This window comes from Curtobacterium uvaldense (genome assembly GCF_028307415.1).
Lineage (GTDB): Bacteria > Actinomycetota > Actinomycetes > Actinomycetales > Microbacteriaceae > Curtobacterium.
The window spans coordinates 61,296-82,586 of sequence record NZ_JAQMHU010000001.1; the positions used below are offsets into that span (position 1 = coordinate 61,296).

Annotated in this window: 22 protein-coding genes; 16 read left to right on the forward strand and 6 right to left on the reverse strand. The window is 73.7% G+C overall.

What is annotated here, in order from left to right:
• Positions 1 to 18: 18 nt before the first annotated feature.
• The 4 genes from PIJ49_RS00345 to PIJ49_RS00360 all read left to right on the forward strand — a co-directional run bounded on the left by PIJ49_RS00345 (position 19) and on the right by PIJ49_RS00360 (position 4,195).
• Positions 19 to 1,776, forward strand: a complete 1,758-nt coding sequence (locus PIJ49_RS00345; RefSeq protein ID WP_271825099.1) for an L-aspartate oxidase — start codon at positions 19 to 21, stop codon at positions 1,774 to 1,776.
• A complete protein-coding gene (gene nadC / locus PIJ49_RS00350) occupies positions 1,773 to 2,660 on the forward strand; it encodes a carboxylating nicotinate-nucleotide diphosphorylase (RefSeq protein ID WP_271825101.1) in 888 nt (295 codons plus the stop codon). The genes PIJ49_RS00345 and nadC overlap by 4 nt, the downstream gene beginning before the upstream one ends.
• Positions 2,661 to 2,664: 4 nt before the next feature.
• On the forward strand, positions 2,665 to 3,849 hold the full coding sequence (locus tag PIJ49_RS00355; protein WP_271825102.1) for a cysteine desulfurase family protein: 1,185 nt from the start codon (positions 2,665 to 2,667) through the stop codon (positions 3,847 to 3,849).
• 79 nt (positions 3,850 to 3,928) lie between these two features.
• On the forward strand, positions 3,929 to 4,195 hold the full coding sequence (locus tag PIJ49_RS00360; RefSeq protein ID WP_066655361.1) for a hypothetical protein: 267 nt from the start codon (positions 3,929 to 3,931) through the stop codon (positions 4,193 to 4,195).
• A 295-nt stretch (positions 4,196 to 4,490) separates the two neighbouring features.
• On the opposite strand, the gene PIJ49_RS00365 is transcribed toward PIJ49_RS00360, so the two are convergent.
• On the reverse strand, positions 4,491 to 4,952 hold the full coding sequence (locus PIJ49_RS00365; RefSeq protein ID WP_271825103.1) for an MSMEG_6728 family protein: 462 nt from the start codon (positions 4,950 to 4,952) through the stop codon (positions 4,491 to 4,493).
• A gap of 87 nt (positions 4,953 to 5,039) precedes the next feature.
• Between PIJ49_RS00365 and PIJ49_RS00370 the strand changes: the two genes are divergently transcribed.
• Positions 5,040 to 5,636, forward strand: coding sequence for an NAD(P)H-dependent oxidoreductase (locus tag PIJ49_RS00370; RefSeq protein ID WP_209685020.1), 597 nt, complete (start codon positions 5,040 to 5,042; stop codon positions 5,634 to 5,636).
• Positions 5,637 to 5,887: 251 nt separating this feature from the next.
• On the opposite strand, the gene aroQ is transcribed toward PIJ49_RS00370, so the two are convergent.
• A complete protein-coding gene (gene aroQ, locus PIJ49_RS00375) occupies positions 5,888 to 6,367 on the reverse strand; it encodes a type II 3-dehydroquinate dehydratase (RefSeq protein WP_209685021.1) in 480 nt (159 codons plus the stop codon).
• A 136-nt stretch (positions 6,368 to 6,503) separates the two neighbouring features.
• Between aroQ and PIJ49_RS00380 the strand changes: the two genes are divergently transcribed.
• On the forward strand, positions 6,504 to 8,174 hold the full coding sequence (locus PIJ49_RS00380) for a sodium:solute symporter family protein (RefSeq protein WP_066655354.1): 1,671 nt from the start codon (positions 6,504 to 6,506) through the stop codon (positions 8,172 to 8,174).
• A 24-nt stretch (positions 8,175 to 8,198) separates the two neighbouring features.
• On the forward strand, positions 8,199 to 8,525 hold the full coding sequence (locus PIJ49_RS00385; RefSeq protein ID WP_194074877.1) for a hypothetical protein: 327 nt from the start codon (positions 8,199 to 8,201) through the stop codon (positions 8,523 to 8,525).
• 336 nt (positions 8,526 to 8,861) lie between these two features.
• Here the strand turns inward: PIJ49_RS00385 and PIJ49_RS00390 are convergent, their stop codons facing one another.
• Positions 8,862 to 9,392 (reverse strand): DUF3800 domain-containing protein, encoded by a 531-nt coding sequence (locus tag PIJ49_RS00390; RefSeq protein ID WP_271825105.1) that lies wholly within the window; start codon positions 9,390 to 9,392, stop codon positions 8,862 to 8,864.
• Between the two features lie 104 nt (positions 9,393 to 9,496).
• On the opposite strand from PIJ49_RS00390, the gene PIJ49_RS00395 reads away from it, so the two are divergent.
• Positions 9,497 to 9,904, forward strand: coding sequence for a VOC family protein (locus PIJ49_RS00395; protein WP_245172227.1), 408 nt, complete (start codon positions 9,497 to 9,499; stop codon positions 9,902 to 9,904).
• Positions 9,905 to 9,959: 55 nt separating this feature from the next.
• Positions 9,960 to 10,556: a DNA-3-methyladenine glycosylase I gene (locus PIJ49_RS00400; RefSeq protein ID WP_066658490.1), complete on the forward strand. Its 597-nt coding sequence runs from the start codon at positions 9,960 to 9,962 to the stop codon at positions 10,554 to 10,556.
• A 10-nt stretch (positions 10,557 to 10,566) separates the two neighbouring features.
• Here PIJ49_RS00400 and PIJ49_RS00405 read toward each other — a convergent pair whose 3' ends face one another.
• Positions 10,567 to 11,037, reverse strand: coding sequence for a GNAT family N-acetyltransferase (locus PIJ49_RS00405; RefSeq protein WP_066655347.1), 471 nt, complete (start codon positions 11,035 to 11,037; stop codon positions 10,567 to 10,569).
• Complete coding sequence (locus PIJ49_RS00410; RefSeq protein ID WP_209685023.1) at positions 11,034 to 11,816, reverse strand: LysR family transcriptional regulator substrate-binding protein; 783 nt, start codon at positions 11,814 to 11,816, stop codon at positions 11,034 to 11,036. The genes PIJ49_RS00405 and PIJ49_RS00410 overlap by 4 nt, the downstream gene beginning before the upstream one ends.
• A 33-nt stretch (positions 11,817 to 11,849) precedes the next feature.
• Between PIJ49_RS00410 and PIJ49_RS00415 the strand changes: the two genes are divergently transcribed.
• The 3 genes from PIJ49_RS00415 to PIJ49_RS00425 are packed head-to-tail and all read left to right on the forward strand — an operon-like array spanning position 11,850 to position 13,344.
• Positions 11,850 to 12,239, forward strand: coding sequence for a DUF5997 family protein (locus PIJ49_RS00415; RefSeq protein WP_066655342.1), 390 nt, complete (start codon positions 11,850 to 11,852; stop codon positions 12,237 to 12,239).
• A gap of 30 nt (positions 12,240 to 12,269) precedes the next feature.
• Positions 12,270 to 12,785 (forward strand): hypothetical protein, encoded by a 516-nt coding sequence (locus PIJ49_RS00420; protein WP_066655339.1) that lies wholly within the window; start codon positions 12,270 to 12,272, stop codon positions 12,783 to 12,785.
• 31 nt (positions 12,786 to 12,816) lie between these two features.
• Positions 12,817 to 13,344: an Lrp/AsnC family transcriptional regulator gene (locus PIJ49_RS00425; RefSeq protein ID WP_066655337.1), complete on the forward strand. Its 528-nt coding sequence runs from the start codon at positions 12,817 to 12,819 to the stop codon at positions 13,342 to 13,344.
• Between the two features lie 48 nt (positions 13,345 to 13,392).
• On the opposite strand, the gene PIJ49_RS00430 is transcribed toward PIJ49_RS00425, so the two are convergent.
• Positions 13,393 to 13,824: a GNAT family N-acetyltransferase gene (locus PIJ49_RS00430; protein WP_126892230.1), complete on the reverse strand. Its 432-nt coding sequence runs from the start codon at positions 13,822 to 13,824 to the stop codon at positions 13,393 to 13,395.
• A gap of 111 nt (positions 13,825 to 13,935) precedes the next feature.
• Here PIJ49_RS00430 and PIJ49_RS00435 point away from each other — a divergent pair, with 111 nt between their 5' ends.
• The 4 genes from PIJ49_RS00435 (at position 13,936) to PIJ49_RS00450 (ending at position 21,160) form a co-directional block, all read left to right on the forward strand.
• On the forward strand, positions 13,936 to 15,387 hold the full coding sequence (locus PIJ49_RS00435) for a hypothetical protein (protein WP_271825110.1): 1,452 nt from the start codon (positions 13,936 to 13,938) through the stop codon (positions 15,385 to 15,387).
• 29 nt (positions 15,388 to 15,416) lie between these two features.
• Positions 15,417 to 17,219: a hypothetical protein gene (locus PIJ49_RS00440; RefSeq protein WP_271825112.1), complete on the forward strand. Its 1,803-nt coding sequence runs from the start codon at positions 15,417 to 15,419 to the stop codon at positions 17,217 to 17,219.
• 171 nt (positions 17,220 to 17,390) lie between these two features.
• Positions 17,391 to 18,719: an alpha/beta hydrolase gene (locus tag PIJ49_RS00445; protein ID WP_235426350.1), complete on the forward strand. Its 1,329-nt coding sequence runs from the start codon at positions 17,391 to 17,393 to the stop codon at positions 18,717 to 18,719.
• Entirely contained in the window at positions 18,716 to 21,160 is a 2,445-nt protein-coding gene (locus tag PIJ49_RS00450) for an MprF family protein (RefSeq protein ID WP_066655328.1), read from the forward strand. The genes PIJ49_RS00445 and PIJ49_RS00450 overlap by 4 nt, the downstream gene beginning before the upstream one ends.
• Positions 21,161 to 21,291 lie beyond the last annotated feature (131 nt).

Consider the following 21,291-nt stretch of genomic DNA (forward strand, 5'->3'; position numbering starts at 1 on the left):
GACACCGGGGACCGCACCGTGCACGTCGTCATCGTCGGGTCCGGCATCGCCGGGCTCACCGCCGCGATCCGCGCCAGCGCCCGCCACGACGTCACCCTGGTGACGAAGGGCGGGCTCGCCGACGGCGCCACCGCCGCTGCCCAGGGCGGGATCGCCGTCGCGCTCGGCGCCGACGACGCCGTCGCGCTGCACGAGCACGACACCCACGTCGCGGCAGTCGGTGGGGCCGATGCGCGCGCCGTCGCGCTGCTCTGCGCCGACGGGCCCGCCCGGGTGCGGGACCTGCTCGCGCTGGGCGTCCCGTTCGACCGGACGTCGGACCCCGCGTCCCTCGACCGCCACGGCGACGACCTGGCACGCGGGCGCGAGGCCGCGCACGGTCGCTGGCGCGTCCTGCACGCCGACGGCGACGCCACGGGCGCCGCGGTCGAGCGCACGCTCGTCGCCGCCCTGCACCGGCAGCACGTCACGGTCCTGGAGCGCACCTGCCTCACCGACCTGGTCGTCCGGGACGGAGCGGTGGTCGGTGTGGACGTGCTCGACCTGCTCGGCGAGCCCCGACGCATCGAGGCGGACACGGTCGTGCTCGCCTCCGGGGGCGCCGGCCACCTGTACCGCGAGACGACCAACCCGCTGGTCGCGACCGGCGACGGTGTCGCAGCGGCCTGGCGGGCGGGGGCCGTCCTCGCCGACCTGGAGTTCGTCCAGTTCCACCCGACCCGGCTGGCCGTGCCCGACGGTGGGCTCGTCTCCGAGGCGGTCCGCGGCGAGGGTGCCGTCCTGCGCGACGCCGCCGGACGACGCTTCATGAGCGCCGTGCACCCGGACGCCGAGCTGGCGCCGCGCGACGTGGTCGCCCGCGGCATCGCGGCCGCCGTCCGCGACCAGGGCGGCGCCCCCGTGCTCCTCGACGCCACGGGGCTCGGCGCGGACCGGCTCGTCGCACGCTTCCCCGGCCTCACCCGCGCGACCCGCGCGGCCGGCTTCGACTGGACGCGGGAGGGCGTGCCGGTCGCCCCGGCGGCGCACTACGCGATGGGCGGGATCGCCACCGACAGCGAGGGGCGCACCAGCCTCCCCGGACTGCTCGCCGTCGGCGAGGCCGCCTGCACCGGCGTCCACGGCGCGAACCGACTCGCGTCGAACTCCCTGCTCGAGGGGCTCGTCTTCGGCGTGCGGACCGCCGACGCGATCGGTGCCCCACGACCCGCGCAGCTGCGCCTGCGCGGCGACGCGGCCCTGCCCGTGCGCACCGTCCCCGACGACCAGGTGGGCACGGAGGCGGAGCCGCACCGTGCCTCCCGGCCGGACGGAGGGGTGCCGGGATCGACGCCGCACGGGACGGACCGCAGCGGACGGCCTGGAGGCGCCGCCCACCCGGACCGTGCCACCGACCTCCGGCAGGCGGTCCAGACCGAGATGACGGAGCGGGTCGGCCTGCTCCGGGACGCGGACGGACTCGCCGCCGCACGTCGCGCGCTCGCTGCGCTCCGGTCGCCGGCGGCGCGCACCGTGCGGGACCACGAGGACCGCGCCCTGCTCGACCTGGCGCGGGTCACCGCGCTCGCGGCGGCTTCCCGGACCGAGTCGCGCGGGTCGCACGCGCGCACCGACCACCCGGAGACCGATCCCTCCGCGCCGGTGTCGACCGGGTGGGTCCGCGCCGTCCGGCGCGGCAGCGCCCCGGCCTCCGTCCAGTCCAGCAGCACAGCGCAGTCCAGCAGCACCGCGCAGTCCAGCAGCACCGCGCCCGTCCAGCAGGGAGTCCCCGCATGACCACCACCACCGCAGCCGACCCCGGGACGATCCCGCCGCACGCCCTGCGTCGCGTGATCGAGACGGCGCTCGAGGAGGACGCTCCGTGGGGTGACGTCACGAGCGAGACGCTCATCCCCGTCGACGCCCGCGCGACCGCGACCCTGGCCGCCCGCGAACCCGGCGTGCTGTCCGGCGGCGCGGTGTTCGCCGCCGTGATGCACGCCGTCGACCCCACGGTGCGCACGGAGCTGCACGTGGCCGACGGCGAGCCCTTCGACGCCGGACAGGTCCTCGCCACGGTGCACGGCCCTGCGCGCTCGGTCCTGCGCGCCGAGCGGGTCGGGCTCAACCTGGTGCAGCGGATGTCCGGCATCGCGACCGTCACCGCGCGGTACGTCGCGGCCGTCTCGGGGACGGGCGCACGGATCGTCGACACCCGCAAGACCACTCCGGGCCTCCGGGCCGTCGAGCGGTACGCCGTGCGCTGCGGCGGTGGCCACAACCACCGGAACTCGCTGTCCGACGCCGTCCTCGCCAAGGACAACCACCTGGCCGTGCTGCTCGCCGGCGGCACCGCGATCGGCGACGCCGTCCGCGGAGCCCGTGGTCGGCTCGGGCACACGGTCCACCTGGAGGTCGAGGTCGACCGGCTCGACCAGGTCGAACCCGTGGTCGCGGCCGGTGTCGACACGATCATGCTCGACAACTTCACGCCGGAGCAGCTCGTCGAGGGCGTGCGGCTGGTCGCGGGCCGCGCGCTCGTCGAGGCCTCCGGCGGGGTCTCGCTCGACACGGTGGGCGCGATCGCGCGCACCGGGGTCGACGTCGTCTCCGTCGGCGCACTCACCCACTCGGCGCGGGCGCTCGACCTCGGGCTCGACGTCGACGTGACCGGCGGCTGACCCGGTGTTCTACCTCGACCGCGCCGCGACCACCCCGGTCCGCCGCGAGGTGCTCGAGGCGATGTGGCCGTACCTCACCGGCGTCTTCGGCAACCCGTCGTCCACGCACGGGGTAGGCGAGGCGGCCGCCCGGGGACTCGCCGACGCCCGGGCGACGATCGCCCGGTTCCTCGGGTGCCGTCCGGGCGAGGTCGTCCTCACCACCGGCGGCACCGAGGGTGCGAACACCGCGGTCAAGGGCATCGCGCTCGCGGCACCCCGCGGCCGGCACGTCGTCACGAGCGCGATCGAGCACGAGGCGGTGCTCGAGAGCTGCCGGTACCTGGAGCGCCACCACGGGTTCACCGTCACGCTCGTGCCGGTCGAACGCGACGGGACCGTGACGCCCGAGGCGCTCGCGCGGGTCGTCCGTCCGGACACCACGCTCGTCTCGGTGGCACACGCCGACAACGAGGTCGGCACCGTGCAGGACCTCCCGGCCCTCGCGGCGGTCGCGCACCGCGTCGGCGCCCGGTTCCACACCGACGCCGTGCAGAGCGCTCCGTGGCTGCCCCTCGGGCTCGACCGGCTCGGCGTCGACGCGCTGTCGTTCTCCGGGCACAAGCTCGGCGCACCGAAGGGCACCGGCGCACTCGCGGTCCGGGGTGGGGTACCGCTCGAGCCGCTGCTGCACGGCGGGGGACAGGAGCGGGGGAGACGGTCGGGGACCGAGGACGTCGCCGGAGCGGTCGCCCTCGCCACCGCGGTGTCGCTCGTCGAGGGGGCCCGGGGCGCCGCTGCCGCCCGTGCGACCGTGACCCGGGACGCCGTGGTCGAGGGCGTGCTGGCCTCGGTGCCCGGTGCCGTGCTGACCGGGGCGGCGCCGGTCGGGTCGGCGCTGGGCGGGGCGGGTCGGCTCCCGGGGCACGCGTCGTTCTGCTTCCCGGCGGTGCCGGGTGGTCCGCCGGCGGTCAACGGCGAGACCGTGCTGCTCGAACTCGAGGAGCGCGACGTCGTGACCTCCTCCGGGAGCGCCTGTGCCGCGGGGAGCACCGAGGCCTCACACGTCCTCACCGCCCTCGGACTGTCGGAGGACACCGCGCGCACGGCCCTGCGACTGACGTTCGACGACGGGCTCACGGACGAGGACGTGGCCGTCGTGGTGCGGGCGGTCGCCGAGTCGGTCGCCGCGGTTCGGCACCTGAGCTGAGTGTACTAGACGTTCTACTCCATAGTTGGGGGTGATGTCCCCCCTTCTGCGGACAGCGATCGTCCGTCACGATGGAGCCATGGCGAACGCGATCACCACCCGGGACCGACAGGAGGTCCCCTTCCGTGCGGTCCAGCTCCTGCCGGCACCCGCGACCGTGGTCGCCATCGCACTCGCCGCGCAGCACGACCTCGGCACCGCCCCGCTCGGCGCCATCGCGACCGTGGGGGCACTCGCCACCGTCGTGAGTGCCCTGCTCCCGACGGTCGGCACCGCGGCACTCCGTCGGGCCATGCCCGCCCCCAGCGAGACGGACCGGTACCGAGGAGACACCGAACACCTCTGAGGAACCCACCACCCGAGGCCAGCACCGCGCGGTCCCGTCCCCCCCCGGGGCCCGCGGTGCTCATGACCGGACGCAGCACCCCTGACCGCGTCCGGCGCCGGACACGACATCCCCTGTCGTCGTGCCCGAGCGGCCGCCGCGCCCGTCGTGGACGCGGCGCCGGACCCTGACCGGCGCCGCACCCCCTGTCAGTCCACGACGGGTCGCGGTGGCGTCGAACGGCCGCGCAGCTGCCGTCCCGCCGTCGAGCGGCGGCCGCCCGGTCGTCGTGCCCGGGGGTGAGCGTGTCAGCGTGTCAGCGTGCCGGCGGCTCGGGGACGCCCGGCCAGACGTAGTCCAGGTCGTCGGGCACGTCGGGGAACAACGGTCGGTAGTGCTCCGGCGCCTTCTGCACGAGCTTCGACCGGTGCGAGGCGTGCACCGCCGGGTCGGTGTTCCACGCGGGCACCGCGAAGTCGCCGCGCTCGTACGCGACCAGGTCCTCGGGGACCAGCCCGAGGTCGGCCAGGGTCTTCTCCAGGCAGGTGTCGGCGTGCCCGCGCTCGAGCCACACCCGGCACGTCGCGTCCTGGTAGGCCATCAGCGCCGGGCGGTACCCGCGCCACATGGCGACGACGGGGTGGTGCTGCCAGCCGTAGTCCGGCAGGGTCAACGCCCGCATCACCTGCAGGGTCTCGACGCGCTGCTTGCCGAGTCGCTTGTCGTCGAGGACCTCGGCCGAGGCGCGGAAGTCGGCGAACGGCAGGAACGTCTGCATCACCCGGACGGTACCCGCGCGTGCTGGTGGGCGACACAAGTCGTCACACCCGGACGGGCCCTCGGACGACGTGTGAGCATCGACCGCATGGACGGAGCACTCGTCGTCGGCGTCAGCGGCAGCCCATCGGACCCCTCGCGCACCTCGACCCTGGTCGGGGCGACCGTGGCGCGCATGGCGGAGGACCTGCCGGACGCCCGGACCGCACAGGTCGAGATCGGACCCCTGCTCGCGGACCTCGGTGCCGCGCCCTCCCGCGAGGCGATGTCGGACCGCACCCGGCGAGCGCTCGAGACCGTCGAGGCAGCGGACGTGCTCGTCGTCGGCAGCCCGGCGTTCCGGGCCGCCTACTCCGGTGCCTTCAAGCTCTTCTTCGACTGGGTGGGGCAGTACGACCTCGTCGACACCCCGGTGCTCCTGACCGCCACGGGCGGCAGTGACCGGCACGCACTGCTCGTCGAGCACCAGATGCGGCCGCTGTTCGGCTTCTTCCAGTCGACGACCCTGCCGCTCGGCGTGTTCGGGAACGAGCGCGACTTCACCAAGCGCGAGGGCGGGTACGACATCGCCAGCGTCGACCTCGAGCTGCGCATCGACCAGGCGGTCCGGCGCGCGCTGCCGATCGTCCGCGGAGGCTTCGCCGCCGTCGGCGCCGACGACGTCCGCCGTCCCGCCGACTTCTAGTCGCCGCCCGCCCGCCGCTCGCGGTCGCACGACGCGCCGCCGGTCGCGCCGCCGAGCGGGCACGACACGCCGCGCGTCGTCCGCCGAGGGGGCGATGTACGTCACGGTCGATCGCGACCGTGACGTACATCGCCCGTTCGGAACCTCACCGGGACGGGACGGGACGGGGCGGACGGGACGGGACGGACGGGACGTCTGGACGCGGGGCGGACGGGAGGCGCGTGGCGGGCGGGTGCCGCGCCTCCAGGCCGTCAGTCGGTCGGGTCGGCCACCAGTGACGCGACGTGGGCGACCGCCAGGCGGTATCCGTCGGCGCCCGCACCGGCGATGACCGCGGTCGCCGCGGTCGCGACGTGGTCGACGTGCCGGAACGGCTCGCGCTTCCACGTGTTCGAGAGGTGCACCTCGACGACCGGGACGCTCAGTGCCTCGACTGCGTCGTGCAGCGCGACCGAGGTGTGCGCGTAGGCGGCGGGGTTGATGACCACCGCGACGAAGTCGTCGAGCGCCTCGTGCAGCCACTCGACGAGCTCGCCCTCGCGGTTGGTCTGCCGGAAGTCCGCCTCGAGCTCGTGGACCGCCGCCTCGGTGTGCACGATCGCCTCGAGCTCGGCGAGCGTCACGGTGCCGTACTGTGCCGGGTCGCGACGCCCGAGGATGTCGAGGTTCGGCCCGTTCAGGACGAGGATCCGCCGGGGGCGTGTCGTGGTGTCGGTGACCGGCTCGCTCATGGGGAGAGCCTACCGAGCGGCGGGGCTGCAGCGACGGCGACGGATGCGCGAGCTATGTGAACGGTCACATCGCGGTGTAACGTTCCCGCTCGGGTCGGCGCAGTTGCCGACTGCAACACACTGATGTGGAGATCGCATGGTTCTCGCTGCGGCGACCAACGGGATCCGGCTCGAACTGGGCTGGGTCGACTACTTGATGATCATCGTGTACTTCGCGGTGGTCATCGGCATCGGGTTCACCGCCCGCAAGCAGGTGCGGACGAGCATGGACTTCTTCCTGTCCGGCCGCTCGATGCCGGCCTGGATCACGGGCCTCGCCTTCGTGTCCGCGAACCTCGGCGCGACCGAGATCCTCGGCATGGCCGCGAACGGCGCACAGATCGGCATGGCGACGCTGCACTACTACCTCATCGGTGCCGTGCCCGCGATGGTGTTCCTCGGGCTCGTGATGATGCCCTTCTACTACGGGTCCAAGGTCCGGTCGGTGCCGGAGTTCATGCTCCGCCGCTTCGGCAAGGCGCCGCACCTGGTGAACTCGATCGCGTTCGCGGTGTCGAACGTGCTCATCGCCGGCATCAACCTCTACGCCATGGCGATCGTCATCGAGGCGATGCTCGGTTGGCCGGAGTGGCTCGCGATCCTGGTGTCCGCCGCGTTCGTGCTCGCCTACATCACCCTCGGTGGCCTGAGCAGCGCGATCTACAACGAGGTCATGCAGTTCTTCGTGATCATCGCGGGCCTCGTGCCGCTGACGATCGTCGGCCTGCACCGTGTCGGCGGGTGGGGCGGTCTCACCGAGGCCATCAAGCAGACCCAGGGCGTGCAGCACCTGCAGGCCTGGACGGGTACCGGCATCGGCGACGTCACGAACCCGATCGGGGCGAACTGGCTCGCCATCGTGCTCGGCCTCGGCTTCGTGCTCTCCTTCGGCTACTGGACGACGAACTTCACCGAGGTGCAGCGCGCGTTCTCGGCGAAGAACATGTCGGCAGCCCGCCGGACCCCGCTCATCGCGGCGATCCCGAAGCTCTTCATCCCGTTCATCGTCGTCGTGCCGGGGCTCATCGCCGCGGCCGTCGTGGGCAACCAGTTCGCCTCGGGGGAGCTGACCTACAACGACGCGATCCCGAAGCTCATCCAGATGTACCTGCCGACCGGCGTGCTCGGCATCGCGGTGACGGGTCTGCTCGCCTCGTTCATGGCGGGCATGGCGGCGAACGTCTCGTCCTTCAACACCGTCTTCACGTACGACATCTGGCAGCGGTACATCAAGCCGAACATGCCCGACCTGCACTACCTGAAGACCGGTCGCTGGGTCACGGTCGTCGGCGTGGTCGTCGGCATCGGCACGGCGTTCCTCGCCGCGCAGGCCGGCAACATCATGACCTACATGCAGACGCTGTTCTCGTTCTTCAACGCACCGCTCTTCGGCGTCTTCATCCTCGGACTCCTGTGGAAGCGGATGACCACCCAGGGCGCGCTCTGGGGCTACGTGCTCGGCATCGTGACGCCGACGATCACCTGGATCGCGTACCTCGTGAACCCGTCGCTGTTCTCGACGGCGACGGCGGAGACGATGTACGGCGCGATCATCTCGTTCGTCACGGTGCTCGTCGTCGGCGTGCTCGTCTCGCTCGCCACGAAGCCGAAGGACGTGTCGGAGCTCGGCGGCCTGGTGTACGGCGTCGGCAAGATCGACATGACCGCCGGTGCCGTCGCGACGGACACCGCCTGGTACCGCTCGCCCGCGCTGCTCGGCACCGTCGCGCTCGTGCTGTGCGTCGCCCTCTACCTGCCGTTCCTCTAGGCCCGGACCCGAAGGAGTACTCCCATGCGTGAGGACACCACGAAGCTCACCGAGGAGCAGGCGGCGCTCGTCCGCTCCACCCGCCGACTCGACCTGCGCCGCATCCTCGGCGGCCTGTTCGTGCTCTACGGCGTGATCACCACCATCGTCGGCATCGTCCACTGGGACACCGACCCCGAGAAGACCGGCGGCATCCACATCAACCTGTGGGTCGGGCTGTCGCTGCTCGTCGGCGGGCTGCTCTTCTTCCTGTGGGACCGGCTGAACCCGGTGCCCGCCGAGGACATCGTCGGGCAGGCCGAGGCCGAGGCCGACCAGCGCGCCGCAGGCGAGGGGCGCGAGCGGGTCTGACCCCGCTGCGCGCGGCTGCGCGGCTGAACGGCCCGCCTGACACGAACGGGCGTACCCGGCACGAACGGGCGTACCGGGTCGGATCATCCGACCAGGTACGCCCGTTCTCGCTTCCCACTTCGAGCGTTCTGGGAAACACCGGGCGGCCAGGAGGCACGGGGCGGTTGACGGCGTCGGTCATCGTTCCTAGCATTGACATGTCGGTCGCGTGTTGCTCGACCGGAAGTGAGCCCCGGATACGCCTGCAGCCAGCGCGGGCCCGGGGCTTCGCGCTGTCCGGGCCTCGGGGCCCGGTGTCACGACACGTCGGTTCGCTCCATCGCACGACGAGTCGCTTCAGCGCACGGCGACGATCTCTGCGCCGATCTCCTCGTGCATCCCGGACGCGTACGCGCCGCAGGCCAGGTCTGCGAGGGCGACAAGGGGCTCGTCCGTCCCTCGGACGTGCTCGTACCGGACCGATCGGCCGACGCCTCGTCGACGGAGCGCATCGAACATCGACCGATCGGCAGCATCACAGGAGGCTCCTCGCGACTCGAGCACGACGTGCTGCACCCCGCGGACCTCGAGCTCCCACACGAGGCGCTCCAAGCACGACCGACGTCGCCGCTCCGCTCGCGCAGGGGCACCGTCGTAGCGAACGACCAAGACCGCTGCCGCGACGGCGAGCAGGTCCAGCCAGGAGATGCGCTGTGTCCGGAGCGCCTCGTACCAGTGCAGCTTCCGCATGCGGGAGGGCTTGGCTGACCGGACCGCCGCACGCGCAGTCTCGGCTCGGCACTGAACGACCACCACCGCCGCGAGGACGTAGCTGGTGTGATCGAGCCCACCGCCGGGCTCGGACTCGTCGACGTAGGCCCGCTCCATGTGACCAGAGTATGACGTTCCAGTTGGTTGCAGAGAGGAACGGTTGCGCTCGACGGGCGGCTGCGCCAGGTTGGTGCTCGACGAAGGGAACCACCGTGGAGCAGATGGTGTTCATCAACCTGCCGGTCACCGACCTGGACCGGGCAGTCGGCTTCTACGAGGCGCTCGGCTACACGGTGAACCCGGAGTTCACCGACGAGACCGCCGCGTGCATCGTCGTGAGCAGCACCGTGTACGTGATGCTCCTCACGCATGCGAAGTTCCAGGAGTTCACCGACGGGACGATCGCCGCCCCCGGGACGGTCGAGGTGATCAACTCGCTGAGCGCAGCTTCGAAGGACGAGGTGCACCGCATCGTCGACGCCGCCGTCATGAGCGGCGGGAACGAGGACCGCCCGGAGACCGACCTCGGCTTCATGTACCAGCGCAGCTTCACCGACCCGGACGGCCACCGGTGGGAGTACGTCTGGATGGACCAGGCCGCGATGACGGGCGACGGCACCGACCGGTGACCCCGGGGTCGTCGGTGCGGTCGGCCAGGATGGACGCGTGAGCGACGACCCGACGATGATCCCCGACGGCCTGGTGACCGGAGAGGACGGCCTCGCGCGCCCGGTCTGGGCCGCGACCGACCCGATGCTCCGCGAGTACTACGACACCGAGTGGGGCATGCCGGTCCGCGACGAGCGCGGGGTGTTCGAGCGGTTGTCGCTCGAGGCGTTCCAGTCCGGGCTGTCCTGGCGCACGATCCTGGCCAAGCGCCCGGCGTTCCGCGCGGCCTTCGCGGACTTCGACCCGGACGTGGTCGCGGTCTTCGGGGACGACGACGTCGAGCGCCTGATGGCGGACGCCGGCATCGTCCGGAACCGGGCGAAGATCCGCGCGACGATCACGAACGCGAACGCGACGATCGCCCTGCGCGCCGACGGTGGGCTCGCCGACCTCGTGTGGTCCTTCCGGCCGGACGCGACACCGGCGCCGCGGACGATCGCCGAGGTCCCGACGACGAGCGAGGCGTCCGTGGCGCTGTCGACGGCCCTGCGGAAGCGCGGGTTCGCGTTCGTCGGGCCCACGACGATGCACGCCCTGATGGAGGCACTCGGCATCGTCGACACGCACCTGGTCGGCAGTCACCGACGCGGCACGTCCGGCGTCTGGGCCTGACAGGCCGCGATCAGTCGAGCGGGAGCTGCATCTGCGTCGCGGTGACGCGGTAGCCGAGCGCGGCGTACAGGTCCTGCGCGCCCGTGTTGTACCCGAACACGTTGAGCCCGATGCTCGTGGCGCCGTGCTCACGGGCGACCCGCTGCCCGGCCTCGAGCGCCCGTCGGGCGTGACCGCGGCGACGGAACGGCTCGTCGACCTCGACGTCGAACACCCACCACTCGGTGCTGCCCGACGAGAACGGTCCGATCCAGAGGTACCCCACGACGGCGTCCGCGTCGTCGACCAGGTCCCAGACGAAGTGGTCGGGCAGGGGTGCTCCGTCCGGGAACCACTGGTCGAGCGACCGCTGCTTGTTCGCCTCGGCCTGCTCGCGGGTCTCACCGGCCCGCATGCGCGATCCGACGTACTCCGCCATCGTGCGGTCCAGCCAGGCCGGGAGGCGCGTGGCCGGCATCGGGACGAGCCGCGTGTCCGTCACCGGTTGCCCTTGGACCCGCGTTTCGGCTTGCCGTTGCCGAGCCGCTGGGTGCCCGGTCGTCCGGTCCCGCGCGGCTTGCGCGCGCCCTTGCCGCCCGCCTTGCCGCCGGCGGCCTGCTTCGCGGTGGCCTTGCCACCACCGGCGCGGGCGGTGCTGCCGCGACCGGCTCCGGAGCCGTCCCGCGTGCCGCGCGAGCCGGCGTCGTCGGCGTTCGTCGTGCCTCCCGGTCGGTCGGCGGCGTTCCGCGAGCTGTTGGCGGTGCGACCGCGCACGACACCGATGAACTCCTCGGTGGTGTCGGAGGCGTCCGCGTCGCGCCAGACGAGGGCGATCCGGGTGCCCGCTGCGCCGTCGAGGGGCTTCGCCACCAGGTCCTTGCGGCTGGCCGCGCGGAAGAGGGACTGGGGGAGCACGACGACCCCGACGTTCGCCTCGACCAGGTCGAGGGCGGCGGACACGTCCTCCGGCACGGGCCCGGCGTCGACGACGTGCACGTCGGCCAGGTCGGCCTCGGTCACCACGTCGGAGGAGGCGAGGGACGCGTCCTTCGGCATCGCGACGACGGCCGTCTCGGTCCAGAGCGGGATGGCGTTGAGGTGGGCGCCGACGGGCATCCGGGCGAAGGCCATGTCGGCCTCGCCGGTGAGCGCGTCGTCGACCTCGGTCGGTCCGATCGGCAGCAGGCCGAGCTCGGCGTCCGGGAAGCGTTCCCGCCAGACCCGGACCCACTTCGCGGGGGAGACCCCCGGGACGAAGGCGATGGTGAGGGCCGCGGTCATGCAACCGAGTGTAGGGGCCGTACCCTGGTACGCATGGCGCAGGAACAGACGATGAAGCCCGAGACGGCTGCGAAGAAGCTCGGCATCCTGCTGGCGGCAGCCCCGGAGTCGTTCCGCGCGGAGCCGGTCACCCGGACCGCCTTCGACGAGCTCCGCACGCAGCCGCCGGCGTGGCTCGAGGAACTCCGTCGCGAAGGGCCGCACCCGCGTCCGGTCGTCGCACAGAAGCTCGGCGTGTCGATCTCCGGCCTGGTGCGCGCCGGGGTCGAGGAGCCCCTGACCACCGCCGAGGTCAAGGCCCTCCTGCAGGAGATGCCCGAGTGGCTCGTGCGTGAGCGTGCGACGCAGGCCGAGGTGCACGCCGAGAACGCCCGCGTGAAGCAGGAGCGTGCCGACAAGGCCGCTGCGCGCGCCCAGGACTGACCGACCGGACCGACCCGGACGCCGCTCGCCGTGACCGCCGTGCACGAGACCGTCGCCGACGCGATGCTCGTCGTGCCGCAGTTCGCGTCGGTCTGCTGCATCGTGGGGGACCGCTACCGGCCCCGACCGGGTGTGATCGTCCCCGCCGCGGTGATGCTCGTGGCGATGGTGCTCCCCGTCGTGCAGGCGGGCGCCTCGTGGACGCTGCTGGCCGCGGCGACGCTGCTGCTCCTCGCGCCGCTGCCCGTGCTGCGGCGCCGTCGGCCGGACGGGCGTCGGGCGGAGCCGATGGACGTGCACCGGGCGCTGTCGTCGGTCGTGATGGCCGGCATGCTCCTGATGGGGCACGCGACCGGGCTGTCCGACGGGCACGCCGGACACGGGATCGCGCTCTCCGCGGTCCTCGGAGCCGGTGTGATCGGCTACTGCGCGTTCAGCGGGTGGCTGCTCCGGTACGAGTGGGCGCGCGAGGACCGTCGAGCCGTCCGCAGCGGTGAGGTCTTCGCGATGACGGTCGCCGTGGTCGGGATGACGCTGGCGATGTAGCGCGGGGGTCGACCAGCGGTAACGTCGGGGCGTGTCCGACCGAACCGTCCGTCGCCCCGATCCCGCACCGCGCCTCGACGAGGTCGACGAGCGCATCCTCTGGACCCTGGCCGGCGACGCCCGGATGCCGAACAACCGGCTGGCCGCCGCGGTCGGGGTCGCGCCGTCCACGTGCCTGACGCGGGTGCGCGCGCTCGAGGACGCCGGGGTGATCCGCGGCTACCGGGCCGACGTCGACGTCGCGAAGCTCGGGTTCGCGATCGAGGCGATGGTGTCCGTCCGGGTGCACGCCGCGGCCCGGCACGAGCTGCGCGACTTCGCGAAGCGCCTGCTCCGGGTGCCCGTCGTGCAGGACGTGGCGTTCCTCGCCGGCGACAAGGACTTCCTCGTGCACATCGCCTGCACGTCGACGGAGCAGCTGCGGGACTTCGTCGCCGACGAGCTGAGCGGGGACCCCGCCGTCGCGACGACACAGACGAACATCGTGTTCGAGCGGCTCGTCGCGGACCGCGCGCACCAGGGGCGGTCGTTCGACGAGCTCCGCCGCTGGCGCGCCTGACCCGGGCCGACGACCTCGCACCGACCCGGGACGCGGACGACAGTGCGCTCAGCGGGTGCGCGTCATCGGGACGTGCGGGATCGCGTCCTCGAGGAAGTCGTCGCCGGACCGCACGAAACCGAACCGGCCGTACCACTGCTCGAGGTGCGCCTGCGCGTTGATCGCGATCGACGACGAGCGGGACTCGGCGATCGCCGCCTCCATGAGCTGCGCCCCGAGCCCCTGCGACCGCGCGTGCCGGGCGGTGGCGACGCGGCCGATGCGCTCGGTGCCGTCGTCCTCGCGGAGCAGCCGGAGCGTGGCGTCCACCGAGCCCTGTCCTGCCCAGAACTGCACCGTGCCCGGCTCGAGGTCGCGGCCGTCGATGTCCGGGTAGGCGCACTCCTGCTCGACGACGAACACGTCCTGTCGGAGCCGCAGGATCTCGTGCAGCGTCACGATGTCGAGGTTGCGCGTCGGGGCGGAGAAGATCGAGACCACGTGCGGCCTTTCCTGAGAATTTCTTCCGTGACCGGTTCCGGTCCGGGATCGATCGGCGTACAGTGCCGGTCAACCACTCTACGTGCGCAGCCGAGATCAGGAGGTGAGCGCATGGACCAGCCGTTGCGCGACCCCTGGCGCGCGCTGCTCCGGACCGCCCTCGTGGGCGTCGGGGTCGCCGCTGCGCTCGTGCTGCTCTCGCTGCTCCTCGGTGCCCGTCCGGCCGCAGCAGCCGAGGGGGCTCCGCAGCAGCGCGGGCTGGTCAGCGGGCTGGTCCAGGACGTCGGCGACACCGTGCAGGGAGCGACGCAGGCCGTCGACAGTGCGGTCGCCCCCGTGCGGCAGGCCGTCGCACCGCCCGCCGCTGCCCCGGTGCCAGCGGCTCCGGCTCCCGCAGCTCCCGCCCCCGCTGCTCCGGCTTCCGTCGCTCCGGCTCCTGCCGCCGCGGCTCCCGCCCCGGCGCGTCCCGCCCCGCCGGCACCCCCGGTCGCGCAGCACACCGCACCGACGGCCCCGGCGACGGCGATCGCGCAGCACACCAGCACGCAGACGCCGACCACCCAGCAGACGACGACCGCACAGCAGACGCCGGCGGCCCAGCAGGCCCCGACCACGCCGCAGGCGTCGCCGACTCCGCCGACCGGCACCGCCGCGATCCCGGCCACGCCGACGACCGCCGGTGGTGAGGACGTGGCGAGCAGTGCCTCCCGGCCGCTCACCGACACCCTCACCGGCGCCCTCCGCCCCGTCACCGAGACGGTGCAGACGGTCACGGGAGCACGGCCCGTCACGGGCGTCGTCGACACGGTCGACAGCGTGGTCGGCGCCCTCCCGGTGACCCGCGACCTGCTCGGTGACGACACCGTCGGCACCGTCACCGCGCCGGTCACCGGAGCGGTCGACGACGTGGTCGACCGTGTCGGGACGACCGTCGGATCGCTGCCCGGCACGGTCGAGCAGGTCCTCCCGCCCGTCGAGGACGCGCTCCCGGTCCTGCCGCTCCCGGTGACGCCTGTCCTGCCGCTCCCCGTCTCGCCGGCCCCGCTGCCGCCCCTCCTGCCGGGAGGCACGGCGCCCGTCCCCGGGACCGCGCCGACCCCGGTGGGCGGCACGGACGAGCAGCCGGTGCGCGTCCGGCACGACGCGCCCACCCCGGCCTCCGCCGTCGCCGTGGACGGCGCCAGCGGCCCACTGACGGTGGCCGGTGACCCGGCAGTACCGGGTGACGTCGCACGCGACGTCGCTCCGGCCATCGAGCACGTGGCGGTCGCCACCGTCGTCGGTGCTGCCGCCCCGGCCGCTCCGGTGCCGGCCGCGGCGACCGTCGGCGGGGCGGCGCTGCTCGTCCCGGCGGACGGCGACGGCCACGACGGCCTCCCGTCCGGCCCGGGCGTGTCCGGTGCCGCGGGCGGTGCCACCTCCGGCTCCGCGGGCGCCGCGCCCGTCGGGCTCGACGGCACCTCCGGTGTCCGGTTCTCCCTCGCCGTGGGGTCACGCGGCAGCCTCGCCGACGACGTGGTCCCCGCGTCCGTCGTCGGCGACCACGACGTCGCTCCTGACTGAGATCGGTGCGCCTGTCCAGCACGGCAGGCATGCACCACCCGACCGCGATCGCGGTCGGAGGACAGATCTCGATCAGTGAGGAACGAACGACCATGAACAAGTACGTCTCGAGAGGGCTCTGGTTCACCCTCTTCGTCGGCGGCCTGACGCTCGGGGGGACCGCGGTGGCGAACGCCGCCACGACCTCCGGTGACGACGGCCTGCTGTCCGGCACCCAGGTGGCACCGTCGATCAGTGCCCCGGTGTCCGTCTCCGGGAACGCCCTCGGGGTGCTCGGCGACGCCGTGTCCACGACCGGCTCGGCTCCGGCTGCTCCGGCTCCCGCTCCGGCTGCTCCGGCTCCTGCCCCTGCCCCTGCGCCGGGCACCTCGGGTGACGACGGCATCGCGTCCGGCACCCAGGTCGCGCCCGTCGTGACGGCACCGGTGCAGGCGAACGGCAACGCGGTCGCCGTGGCGGGCGACGCCGTGGCGACCGCTCCGGCGCCCGCTTCGGCTCCCGCGCCCGCCCCGGCTCCTGCTCCTGCTCCGACGACGACCGGCTCGGACGCTGTCGCGTCGGGGACGCAGGTCGTCGGTGACGTCACCGCTCCGGTGTCGGTCACCGGCAACGCCGTCGGTGTCGCGGGTGACGCGGAAGCCGCTCCGGCGTCCGCTCCGGCCGCAGCGACGAGCAGCCCGGCGGTCCCGGAACCGGCAGCCGAGCCGGTGACGTCCGGTTCGGACGGCATCGCGTCCGGGACGCAGATCGCCCCGGTCGTGTCCGTCCCCGTGACCGTCGGCGGCAACGGCATCGGGGTGCTCGGTGACGGCTCCGCGACGGGGACGGCGCCGACCGCTGCCCCGGGTTCGGGTTCGGGTTCGACTCCGACCGCGGGTGGCACGACGTCCGGTGACGACGCTGTGCTCGGTGGCACGCAGGTGTCACCGATCGTCGACCTGCCGATCACGATCGGCGGGAACGGCATCGGCGTCGTCGGTGACGGCACCAGCACCGGCACCGGCACGACCGGCACCGGCGGGGGTTCGGGTTCGACCCCGGTCGCGGGTGGCACGACGTCGGGTGACGACGGCGTGGGCTCCGGGACGCAGGTCGCCCCGGTGGTCGCGATCCCGGTGACCGTCGGTGGGAACGGCATCGGCGTCGTCGGTGACGGCACCAGCACCGGCACCGGCACGACCGGCACCGGCTCGGGTTCGGGTTCGACCCCGGTCGCGGGTGGCACGACCTCCGGTGACGGCGGTCTGCTCGGCGGGACGCAGGTGATCCCCGTGATCAGCGTGCCGATCACCGTCGGCGGGAACGGCATCGGCATCGTCGGTGACGGCACCAGCACCACGACCCCGGGCACCGACCCGGGTACGGACCCGGGCACCGACCCCGGTACGGACCCGGGCACCGACCCCGGCACGGACCCGGGGACCGACCCCGGTACGGACCCGGGCACCGACCCCGGTACGGACCCGGGAACCGACCCCGGTACGGACCCGGGGACCGACCCCGGTACGGACCCGGGGACCGACCCCGGTACGGACCCGGGCGTGACGCCCGGTGACACGACGGGCGGGACGACCCCCGGCACCTCGCTGCCGGAGGCGACCACCGTCCCGGTCGCGAGCACGGAGGTCACCGCGGCCGGCGCGGTCACGGCGACCAGCGCCTCCCGGTCGACCGTGGCGTCCTCGACGGGGACGACCGCCGCTGCTGCGCCGGCGGCGCAGCCGGAGCTCGCGTACACCGGAGCCGGCTCGCAGACGGTCCCGGCGGGCATCGCGTTCCTGCTCCTGCTCCTCGGAGCCGGCGTGCTCGTGCTCCGCAGGCGCACCGCCTGACACCAGGGAGTCGGAGGGGCGTCGTCCGCGGCGCCCCTCCGACCCGTGTCCGCGAACCGGATGCCGCTGTGGAGCGCCTGGAGCATCCCTGGGAGCGATCAGTGCCCAACCTGTGCGCAGTGGAAGCGCTTCCGAGGCTGTGCGGCAGCGGTGCGGGGCCACGATGAACCCGTGCTCCACGAACTCCTCCGCGTCCCGATCACCGGCAGCCGCCTGCTCGTCCCGGTGTACGTCCTCGCAGCCCTCCTCGCCGGGTGGGTCCTGGTCGGTCCGGTGCACGAGCGGCACCGGCTGCGTCGTGCCGCGGTCCGGGTCGGGGGAGCGGCGGTCGGAGCGGCGATCGGCCTCGTCGCCGTGTGGTGGACCGGCGACGTGCAGGACGACTTCGGCGTGCAGTTCACCCCGGTCACCCGGATGTGGGTGGCGTTCGCGTTCGCGGGCGTGGCGCTCCTGCTCGTCGTGGCGGTGCAGGGCGGGTGGCTCGCACGGGTCCTCGCCGTCGCCGCTGCCGGTGCGCTCCTGCTGTCGGCGGGCCTCGGCGTCAACGTGGACTTCGGGTTCTACAAGAACATCGAGCAGGCCGTCGCGACCAACCCCTACCGGAGCCGGGACCTGCCGCCGCTGTCGGACCCGGGGTCGCACCTCGAGGTCGACGCGGCGGACTGGCACGCGCCGGCGGGCATGCCGTCGAAGGGCGAGACCATCAGCGTGACGATCCCGGGGACGGTGTCGCACTTCCGGGCGCGCAAGGCGGTGGTCTGGCTCCCGCCGGCCGCACAGGTGGCCCACCCGCCGCGGCTGCCCGTCCTCGTCGCGCTCTCCGGGCAGCCCGGGCAACCGGCCGACATGTTCCAGACCGGCGACCTCGGCAGCTTCCTCGACCGCTACGCCGCCGCACACCACGGCCTCGCCCCGATCGTCGTGTCGCCGGACCAGCTCGCGGCGCCGAACCGGAACCCGATGTGCGTGGACTCCCGGCGCCTCGGCAGGAGCGCCACCTACGTGATGACCGACACGGTGCACTGGATCGAGCGGCACCTGCCGGTCGCCAGCGGAGCAGGAGCCTGGGGCATCCTCGGGTTCTCGCAGGGCGCGACGTGCACGATGCAGTTCTCCACCGAGCACCCCGACGTCTTCGGTGCGGCCCTGGCGATCTCGAGCGAGCTCGCCCCGGTGACCGGCGACGCGCAGCGGAGCACCGCGCTGGCGTTCGGTGGTTCGGCTGCCGCCTACCGTGCCGCGGCGCCCGTCGCGATCATGGCGGCGCACGGGCCGTACCACGACCACCTCACCGTCTTCGGCTACGGTCAGGACGACGCCCCCTACCGGGCGTCGACCGAGACCCTGCACGCCGCAGCGGTCCGTGCGGGCATGCAGACGCAGGTCATCGTGTCGCCGGGTTCGGCGCACGACTGGAACACCGTGCGGTACGTGCTGGCCCACGGACTGCCGGTCGTCCTGGCACACCTCGGTCTCCCGCAGGAGGACGGTGCGCTGTGAGCAGGACCACGTCAGGAGCGGCCGCCCTCGGGTCGCGGATCGTCAGGTCGACCCGGCGGCACCCGGTCACGGCGGTCGTCGTCGTCCTCGTGCTCCTCACCTCGATCGCGGGCCTCGTCGTCCGCGTCGTCGGGCACACCGGCTCCCTGGACACCGTGCACTTCGGACCCTTCCGGGTCTTCGCCGTCACCACCGGGGCGCTGGCGCTCGCCCTCACCCTCGTTGGTGTGGTGGCGCTCGTCGGGGCGTCGGAGCGACTGATGGGCAGCAGGCGGACGGCCCTCGCGTTCGTCCTGACCACCGTCGTCGGCACGGGGCTCGGCGCCCTCACGGCCCTCGTCGACCAGGACGGCCGCGCGGCCGGCGCGCTGCTGCTCGGACGCGCGACGAGCTTCGACCCGTGGACGGCCATCGTCGGGACGATCGTCACCGCGAGCGCGTTCGCCGGTCCGCTGTGGCGCCGACGGATCCGGGTCAACGTCGTCGCCGTCGTCGCCGCGCTGCTGCTGTACGCCGGACACGCCTCGGACCTCTACGCATCGCTCGCGGCGGCGGCCGGGTGGCTGCTCGGCGACCTGCTCCGCCGAGGCCCCGCCCGGATCGGCTGGACCAGGAGCTCGCACCGCGAGACCCGGGTCCTGCTCGGCACCGTGGTCCTCGTGTCGGCCGTGGGTCCGGTCATCGCGCTCCTCTCCCGTGCCCGCGTCGGGCTCCTGGCCCCGCTCGCGGCCGTCGTCGGCACCGGGCCGGTCACCCCCGTCCACGGCTGCCACGCGGACAGCGCGTCGGGCGAGTGCCTGCGGGGGCTGCTGGCGTACCGGGCCACCGACCCGTGGACGCTCGTGCTCGCGGTCGCACCACTCCTCGTGCTCCTCGTCGCCGGCCTCGGGCTGTTCCGGGGGAGTCGCTTCGCGGTCTGGCTCGCCGTGGTCGTCGACGTCGTGCTCGCCGTCGCTGCCGCCGTGACCTACGGGCTCCTGCCCGCCGGGGCGGCGGAGCTGCACGGGGCCGAGAACCGCTTCGTGGTCACCGTCTCGGTGACCGCCTCCGTCGTCGTGCCGCTCGCCACCGCGCTCGTGCTCGTGCTGCTCCGCCGTTCGTTCACGGTGCTGCCCGCACGGCGACGCGTCGTGACCTTCGCCGTGGTCGTCCTCGTCGCACTCGGCGTGGTGACGACCGTCGTGCTCGTCACCGCGGCGTCCACGCGCGAGACGGTCGCGGACCCGCTGCGGCTCGTCGTCGCGGCGCTCGGCCCGCTGTCGCCCGTGGTGTTCTGGGACCGGCTGGCGTCCCTCGACCCGGCGCTCCGCTTCGTGCTCGGCGCCGCTGGCCCGGTGCTCTGGCTGGTCGTGGCCGGTGCCGCCGTCCGTCCCACGGGCGCTGTCGAGCCGGACGCCGACGTCGACGGACTCCGCGAGAGCCGACTCCGCGCCCGCACGCTGCTCGAGGCCGCCGGCGGCGACACCTTCGGGTGGATGACCACCTGGCAGGGCAACGCGTACTGGTTCAGCGAGGACGGCCGCGCCGGTGTCGCGTTCCGCCGCAACGGGCGGGTCGCAGTGACGGTCGGCGGTCCCTTCGGGTGGCCGGACGCCCGCGACGCAGCGATGGTCGCGTTCGCGCGGTGGTGTGACGACAACGGCTGGACCGCCGTCTTCTACGGCATCGGAACCGAGGCCGCCGGGACCCTCACCGCGCAGGGGTGGGAGACGCTGCCGGTCGCGGAGGACGCCGACCTCGACCCCCGCACGTGGACCACGAGCGGCAAGAAGAAGCAGGACGTCCGCACCGCCGTGAACAAGGCGGACCGCGAGGGCATCACCGCCCTGTGGTCCTCGTGGCAGGACCTGCCCCCGGCGACGGTCCGGCAGATCGAGGCGATCTCCGAGGAGTGGGTCTCGGAGCGCGAGCTGCCCGAGATGGGCTTCACGCTCGGTGGCGTCGACGAGATGCGGGACCCGGCGGTGCGCACGCTCGTCGCGCTCGACCCCGAGGGCACCGTCCTCGCCGTCACGAGCTGGCTGCCGAGCCACCGGGCCGGCAGGGTCGTGGGGTGGACGCTCGACGTGATGCGGCGCACGGGTGCGGCCCCGAACGGGGTGATGGAGTTCCTCGTCGCGAGTGCGGCGCAGCGGATGCGCGAGGACGACGTCGAGCGGCTCAGCCTGTCCGCCGCACCGCTCGCGCAGTCCGCGGAGGGTGCCCCCGCGGGCGAGGGCGTGCAGGACCTGCTCGACCTGGTGGGCGGCGTGCTCGAACCGGTCTACGGGTTCCGCTCGCTGCTGCGCTTCAAGGCGAAGTTCGGGCCGGAGCTGCACCCGCTGGTGCTCGCCTACCCGGACCCGGTGGCACTCCCGGCGATCGGTGTCGCCGTCGTGCGGGCCTACCTGCCGGACCTGTCCCTGCGGCAGGCGGTGGCGCTGGTCCGCGGGCGGAGCTGAGACCGGTCCGGCCGTGCCGGACCGACGTCGGCGTCCCGCACGCACCACGCGACGGACGGGAGGCCCGTGGCGGCGCCGCCCCGCGCCTCCCGTCCGTCCCGTGCCCGGCAGGCGTCTCCACGTCACACGGG